Origin of the sequence: Psychrobacter sp. CMS30 (assembly GCF_904846565.1) — a bacterium.
Lineage (GTDB): Bacteria > Pseudomonadota > Gammaproteobacteria > Pseudomonadales > Moraxellaceae > Psychrobacter > Psychrobacter maritimus.
Genome location: NZ_CAJHBF010000014.1, coordinates 83931 through 91431, shown reverse-complemented (window position 1 = coordinate 91431; position 7501 = coordinate 83931). Strand labels below are relative to the sequence as shown.

Below are 7501 nucleotides of genomic sequence, written 5' to 3'. Positions count from 1 at the left end.
ACCAGTACGTCGCATCTCCCTTGTATTGTCGGTTTTGAACCCGCAAATCAACAGCAACCAGATGAATGATTATATTTATGGCAAACGATACTTCTAGACCTTCTAATAATAAGCAGTCTAATAACAGACAATCCATCGACAGCCTAAAAACGTCAGGGTTTGAGCGTCGGATGTCTATTGCTAAAACTTCCTTAAATATCGGTCGTCGTTGGGCTGGTAATAGTGTGTCTGGTATGTTTTTGGACAAAGAAGCCCGTACGGCGCGTAATCAAATTTTTATGGAAGAACAGGCCAATTATCTGGCAGAAGAGCTGGGTAAATTAAAAGGGTCGGTGGTAAAAATTGGTCAAATGCTGGCGATTTATGGCGAGCATATACTGCCACCCGAAATCACGCGCGCCTTGCAAACGCTCAATGATGATACGGCAACTTTAGCGTGGCCAAAAATCGAGCAGACATTACAGCAGTTATTGGGCGCCAAATTAAATGAGCTTGACGTCGACCCTATTCCTATCGGTACCGCTTCCCTCGCCCAAGTTCATCGTGCAACCGTATTGGCGACGGGCGAACAAGTGGTGTTAAAAATCCAATACCCTGGTGTGGCGGATGCCATCAATTCTGACTTGGCTTTATTTAAGCGTTTATTAAAAGTCAGTAATATCGTGCCGCAGACACGTGCACTCGATGCGTGGTTTGAAGAAATACGCGACCTGCTACATCATGAAGTTGACTATGAAGCGGAAGCTGCGACCACAGAGCGTTTTTATGAGCGCTTATTTGACGACCCGCGTTATATCGTTCCCAAAATTAATCGCACTTATTCAACTAAACGCTTGTTATGCATGTCTTATGAGCCAGGTATTACCGTTGTCTCTGAGGCGCTGCAATTATTGCCACATGAGCGCCGCAATGCCATCGGGCAAGCGGCCATCGAAATCATGATGCAAGAGATTTTTGTTTGGGGCGAGATGCAGACGGATCCAAACTTTGGTAATTACCTCGTTCGTGTCGCTACTGACGAACACGAAATCGATAAACTGGTGTTGCTAGATTTCGGAGCCATTCGCCAATTCGATAACAACCTACTGACGATTGCGCACGGGTTATTGCGCGCCGGATATCGTCATGACCATCAAGCAATGAAACGTGCTATGACCGGTTATGATTTCTTTGATAGCATGAGTGATAAAGTCCGCTCTGATATTGCCTCATTGTTTTTATTGGCCACCGAACCTTTTAGTGACCCGGCATTGAATCCGGATATTCCTCTTGATTGTTTGGATGAGCAGCAGCGTTATATTTGGGCAAACAGTAAATTGCATACTCGCCTCTCAAACGATGCGACGCGAGCAATGCAGTCTTTCGAGTTCAATCTGCCGCCTAAAGAATTTATGTTTATCAGTAGAAAATTTATTGGTGCTTATACGTTCTTGACAGTGCTAGATGCGCATACGGATTCTAATAAACTGGTAAAGCCTTTTTTGTAAGGTGAGAAAGTGATATTTTTTGGACCGCCCTTTTGTGGCGGTCTTTTTTATGTATTTTTTATTTGCTTAGGCTATTTATCTTGCTATGCTTCACTGCTCGCTTGCCATGTATCAAATCTGGTTTTATAACCTTCAGGCTTACGCATGTTTAGCTGCCAGCAAGTTTCACCGCGCGCCAAGTATTTAACCTCAAAGTGTGTGCGCTGACTATCGCTAGCTACTTTATGACGCGTATTCGGTAGGCACCAGACCACATTGGCTTGCTGCTCTGCATTATCCATATATGCTTCTATATTGGTCGCCAGCACCACTTCTCCACCTATCTGCAAACGAGAAAGTAAGAACTCAAAAAAAGGCATGTTTAACCACTGCTGGTTAGGGTTATGTTGTTCAGGATTGGGATATAATATAAAGATACGCTCGATACTGTTTGGCGCAATGGCATGGACAATCCAAGCAATGGCATCAGCATGAATCGCGTTTAGATTGCTTGATTTCTGCTGCGCTGCCAATTTGGCAAAGGCATCGAACTTATTACGTGTGCGCTCTATAGCTATCAGGTGCTTATCAGGATGTTGCAGTGCGAAGCTAAGGGCATGCTTGCCCTTCCCTGCGCCAATCTCTAACACCAAAGGCAGCTCAGCGTTGATCAATATATCGGGCACTATAAAACCACGTGGGGCTGAGAGTTTTTGTGGTTGAAAGGCACGCGGCTGCTGATGTGAAAGCTCAAGATTATGAGTCATCTACTACCCTTAAGGTATTTGTCATTTGTCATTATTCGACCACATGCTATTATATAGTCAATCCAGCGCAATAGTAATATAACGACTGTGCTCATCTAACGATAATCATTAATTGCTCAGTGCAATTAATGATTATCGTTAGATGACGTTTTGGTTTTACAACCTTTATTCATACTCGCTATTGATGAGCAGTGCTGTTGTCAATGACAGCATTTGTTGATAGCCCATAGGATATACCCACTTTTATTATGACTGAATCTACTTCTAGCAACAGCGACCACAATACCAACCCCTTACCGAAAACCTATCCTTGTCCAGAATGCGGCAACCAAACTGCTTGGCAAGACAATAAATATAAGCCATTTTGTAGTCATCACTGCAAGCTTATCGACTTAGGCGCTTGGGCAAGTGAAGAATACACCTTACCTGCCGAATCGACGCCATTTTCTGATGAGCTCTAACCATCTAATTATTTCCGTTAAACTTTTAACCCTTTAACTCTTTATTATCCCAAGGATGTTTTACATGTCTGCTACTTACCTGATGCCCACTTATAATCGTCAACCAATCAGCTTCACCCGCGGTTCAGGCAGTTGGCTTTATACCAAAGATGAGACACCTTACTTAGATGCCTTGACGGGTATCGCAGTATGCGGCTTAGGACACTGTCATCCAAAGCTGACTGAAGCTATTCAGCAGCAAGCAGCAACCTTGGTGCATACCAGCAATTTATTTGGTATTGATTGGCAAGAGCGCGCTGGCGAAGCCCTATGTAATGCCGCACAAATGGACAGCGTATTCTTTGCCAATAGTGGCGCTGAAGCCAACGAAGCGGCATTAAAATTGGCACGACTCTATGCGCATCAGCAAGGTTTTAAACGTCCAAAAGTCATCGTCATGGAACATTCTTTTCATGGGCGTACCTTGCTGTCGTTATCAGCAACTGCCAACCCTAAAGCACGTGAAGGTTTTTATACCTTGGATGAAGACTTTATCCGTGTGCCCTTTGGCGATATCGCCGCGATTGAACAAGCAGCTCAAGACCATGATGATATCTGTGCGGTATTTGTCGAGCCTATCCAAGGCGAAGGTGGTTTGAATACAGCAGCGAATGGCTTTACTTACCTTGAGCAATTACAAGCTGTATGCGATAGCCATAATTGGTTATTTATGCTCGATGAAGTACAAACCGGTAACGGTCGTACGGGCAAATACTTTGCTTATCAGCATAGCAATGCTCGCCCTGATGTATTAACCACTGCCAAAGGCTTAGGTAATGGCTTTCCAGTAGGCGCTTGCATGGTGCGTGGTCGCGCCAATGGCTTGTTTGGCGCCGGTAGTCACGGCTCAACCTATGGTGGCACGCCATTAGCAAGTCGCGTGGTACATAGCGTTTATGAGGTGCTTGCCAATGGCGATATCATGGACAATGCCGTCACCGAAGGACAGTTTATCCGTGATGGTGTGGTTGAGGCGCTTGGACAATATGGCGTCAGCACTCGCGGCGCTGGAATGATGATTGGTATCGCGCTCCCTGACGAGATGGACTGTAGCAAATTGGTTGACCGTGCCCGTGATGAGCAGAAACTTATCATCAATGTCACTGGTGGGCATGTGATTCGTCTATTGCCGCCACTGAATATGACCCGTGATGAAAGCTCACAAGTGGTTGAGCGCTTGGTTAATTTATTAAAGCCTTCATTTTAAACGATTGATTTAATCAAAGTTTAAAGCTAAAAAAGCCTATAGATAAGTTATCTATAGGCTTTTTGCTTTTTAACACTTTAAAAGTAATTTAACAGTGCTTTAAAGTAAACGTTATTAAACGCTTAGCTTAATTGGCATGAAAGTACTTTTTTAATACCTCTAAGCAGCGGGTGATTTTTGCAGGCTGCTGATCACGGTTTAAAGTGACGGCATATAACACGAAACTTGGCAGCTGATAGCCAGTCAAAACTTCGACTAAATTGCCGTTTTCAAGCTCTTTTTTGACGTCCATTTCCATGATTCGAATCAAGCCATGACCTTCTTTTGCCAAGGTCATCGCCATAAAGACGTTATTGGTATGAATACGTGAATTCATCTTAATGCGGGTTTTTTTACCCGTTTCTGTTTGAGACAGCTCTAAGTGATTGGCATCTTTCATAAGATCGATGCAAATCAATTGATGGTCTACCAAATCTTTTGGGGTTTCAATCTTTTTATGTTGACGTAAATATTGCGGTGAAGCAACCAACAATTGACGCACATCAGATAACGGATGATTGCTTAACGTTGAATCATTGATATTTGGGCTCATACGTACCGCAATATCAATGCGCTCATCGATCATATCGATATAATGATTGTCGGCGAAATACGTAATGCTAAGGTCGTCGTGCGCAGACATCCAAGTCGATAATGCCGGTAAAATATGATGTACACCCAGCTCAGGCGTCGTTGCAATACGCAAGCTACCAGCCAGCTCATCACGTAATTGATTGACCTTGATACGTCCTTGCTCAGCAGCGCTAACCACGTCTTTTGCCGCTTCATAAAAGCTGGCACCCGCTTCTGTTAAGCTAAGCTTACGAGTTGAGCGATGCAGGAGCACCACGCCCAGCTCATTTTCTAAAGAACGTATCTGCTGACTAACCGCACTGGTTGTAATACCCAGTTCACGAGCTGAACCACTAAAAGAGCCGTGTCCGACCACACTGGCAAACACAGCCATACCACGTAAATTATCTAACATATTCTCACCTAAGCTGCTTTTTAGTTTTTAATATAACTTAACCATTATAGCCGATTATCATAAATCTTACAGTTTTTTAATATACCTCTGACGGTCAATAAAGCAGATTTACTGCTTAATAAAACCAAAAATATCAAGGCGATAACATAATCTCGCCTTGATATTTTATTCACTATAATAGGTTTAGTAATTATCTAACTATTAAAATAACAACCATTATAAAACTACTGATTGTTTAATATAACTGAACTTTGCCCATTTTTCCTTCGCCGCGCTCAGTCAAATATTGCATAACGGGCGTATTGAGCAATCTAGACTCTGCCACTGCTCGGGCTTGTATGAGGCGTTTTTGTTGACGACGCTCAGGCGTCTTATCGTCGGCTTGCATAATGCTGCCATCTATCTGCAAGCTGATGTCTGCTTGCGTAAATTGTTCTTGCAGTTTTGCCGCCAGCTGCTGAAAGGTGGCTTGTAGATGCTTGCTATCCACTGCGGTGACAAAGACAGCTTTATCATTACAGTAGCCAGTCATCATACCTTGACGTGCCAGCGCCAACTCATCTGGCGCCAAACTACCAGCTTCACGCGCACATTGTAACCAATAATCCCATTTGTCTGGCGTCCACTCGCCCGTCAACGGTTGCGGGGCGCAACGTAACAAGGTACGCGGATCATCAGCTTGCGCAGTTAATTGAGAATCATTTGCGTCAGGCTCAACAACAGGTTCAGGCTCAACAACAGGTTCAGGCTCAACAACAGGTTCAGGCTCAACAACAGGTTCAGGCTCAACAACAGGTTCAGGCTCAACAACAGGTTCAGGCTCAACAACAGGTTCAGGCTCAACAACAGGTTTAGGCTCAACAACAGGTTCAGAGCTAACGTTGCTATCTATTAAATCTAACCTTTCATCATGGCTATGACTATAACCATCATATTGACTCAATTCCGCATTATCATAGCTTACGTTAAATGACTCGACCTCATTTTGATTTGGGGTCGGATAATCAGCATCATAATCTTGTAGCGGCAGTATTGATTCCGCTATTGGCTCTAACTGCGGTTCTAACTGCTGTTCTGGCTGCGATTCTAATAAGGACTCTGATATTACGGCTGATGTTGACACTAATAAAGACGCTGATGCTAAATGCTCATTAGTATTTAAAAGCGCGTTAGTATTTAATGGCTCACTAGTATTGGCATTTATTGATGCTGTATTGGATTCAGCTGTCGAAGTAGTAGAAATCACTGTTTCTATCGAAGCGGTAGGACTAGGTAATTCAGGATTAGATGGTATAGAGCTTGGTGGTATGGTGCTATCAGGTAGGTTCGCTAAAATCTCATCAACGGGCAAAGGGCGAAAAGCCAACAAACGTAAAATACACATCTCAAGCGCTTGCATCGGTGTGCTAGCAAGTTTAACGCCTTCACGTGCTTGCACTACGATTTCATAATATAGCTGTAAGACGTCAGGACTCATATGCTGCGCAAGCTGATTAATCTGCTGTGCTTGTGCCTCGTTTACGTTAAGAGCAACTTCAGGTAACAGTTGCGTCAATGCCAATTGATGTAACAGCTCAGCCAAGCCATCAAACATACTGGTCGCATCGACCATTTGTGCACGCATCTGCTCGATATGAGTGGCAACCGCTGATTTATCATGATTATAAATATCTGTGATTAAACGCACCAAATCAGCCGCATCAATTAAGCCAAGCATGGCATTAACCGTCACATCATCTAATGCACCTTGCCCAAAAGCAATCGCTTGGTCGGTCAATGATAACGCATCACGAACTGAACCTTTTGCGGCACTGGCCAATTGCCAAAGCGCAGGCTGTGTATAACCTACCTGCTCTTGGGTTAAAATATTGGCTAGATGTTCACTGAGTAAACTTTGCGATAAAGGACGCAGCACAAACTGTAAACAACGCGAGATAATCGTGATGGGCAGCTTTTGCGGATCAGTAGTGGCCAACAGGAACTTTACATGCTCAGGTGGCTCTTCCAAGGTTTTAAGCAGCGCATTAAAGCTGTGTGTCGACAGCATATGCACCTCATCAATCAGGTACACTTTATAACGACCTTGGCTTGGCGCATAAGGGACATTATCAAGGAGCTCGCGCGTGTCTTCAACTTTGGTACGAGAGGCGGCATCAATCTCGATCAAATCAATAAAACGCCCTTGATCAATCGCCACGCAATTATCACAGACGCCACATGGGGTGCTGGTAATACCGGTATCGCAGTTTAAGCATTTAGACAAAATACGCGCGATAGTGGTCTTACCGACACCGCGCGTACCGGTAAATAGATAAGCGTGATGCAGACGATTATAATCAATCGCATTAATCAGTGCTTGTGAGACGTGTGATTGTCCAATCAACTCGTGAAAGTTTTTGGGGCGATATTTGCGCGCTAAAACTTGATATTGCTGCGTCATAATGAATGCCAATGTGAGTAGTAATATAAATAAAGCATCAAATCAGCGATTTACCTTAAAACGGATATCAAAGCCAATTATTAAAACCAGATAG

At 43.8% G+C, this 7501-nt stretch carries 6 protein-coding genes; 3 read left to right on the top strand and 3 right to left on the bottom strand.

Annotated elements, in window-relative coordinates; genetic code table 11:
• The first annotated feature begins 77 nt into the window (after positions 1–77).
• Positions 78–1487 carry an AarF/ABC1/UbiB kinase family protein gene (locus tag JMX94_RS08910; RefSeq protein WP_201565014.1) on the top strand — a complete coding sequence of 470 codons (1410 nt, stop codon included), beginning with the start codon at positions 78–80 and terminating at the stop codon, positions 1485–1487.
• Positions 1488–1570: 83 nt separating this feature from the next.
• On the opposite strand, the gene JMX94_RS08905 is transcribed toward JMX94_RS08910, so the two are convergent.
• Complete coding sequence (locus JMX94_RS08905) at positions 1571–2233, bottom strand: DUF938 domain-containing protein (RefSeq protein WP_201565013.1); 663 nt, start codon at positions 2231–2233, stop codon at positions 1571–1573.
• A 248-nt stretch (positions 2234–2481) separates the two neighbouring features.
• On the opposite strand from JMX94_RS08905, the gene JMX94_RS08900 reads away from it, so the two are divergent.
• Positions 2482–2694, top strand: coding sequence for a DNA gyrase inhibitor YacG (locus JMX94_RS08900; protein ID WP_068405332.1), 213 nt, complete (start codon positions 2482–2484; stop codon positions 2692–2694).
• A gap of 64 nt (positions 2695–2758) precedes the next feature.
• Positions 2759–3940 carry an aspartate aminotransferase family protein gene (locus tag JMX94_RS08895; RefSeq protein WP_201565012.1) on the top strand — a complete coding sequence of 394 codons (1182 nt, stop codon included), beginning with the start codon at positions 2759–2761 and terminating at the stop codon, positions 3938–3940.
• A gap of 127 nt (positions 3941–4067) precedes the next feature.
• Here the strand turns inward: JMX94_RS08895 and JMX94_RS08890 are convergent, their stop codons facing one another.
• Both JMX94_RS08890 and dnaX read right to left on the bottom strand, forming a co-directional pair.
• Positions 4068–4967, bottom strand: coding sequence for a LysR family transcriptional regulator (locus JMX94_RS08890; RefSeq protein WP_201565011.1), 900 nt, complete (start codon positions 4965–4967; stop codon positions 4068–4070).
• Positions 4968–5202: 235 nt separating this feature from the next.
• Positions 5203–7407: a DNA polymerase III subunit gamma/tau gene (dnaX, locus tag JMX94_RS08885; RefSeq protein WP_201565010.1), complete on the bottom strand. Its 2205-nt coding sequence runs from the start codon at positions 7405–7407 to the stop codon at positions 5203–5205.
• Between the last annotated feature and the right edge of the window lie 94 nt (positions 7408–7501).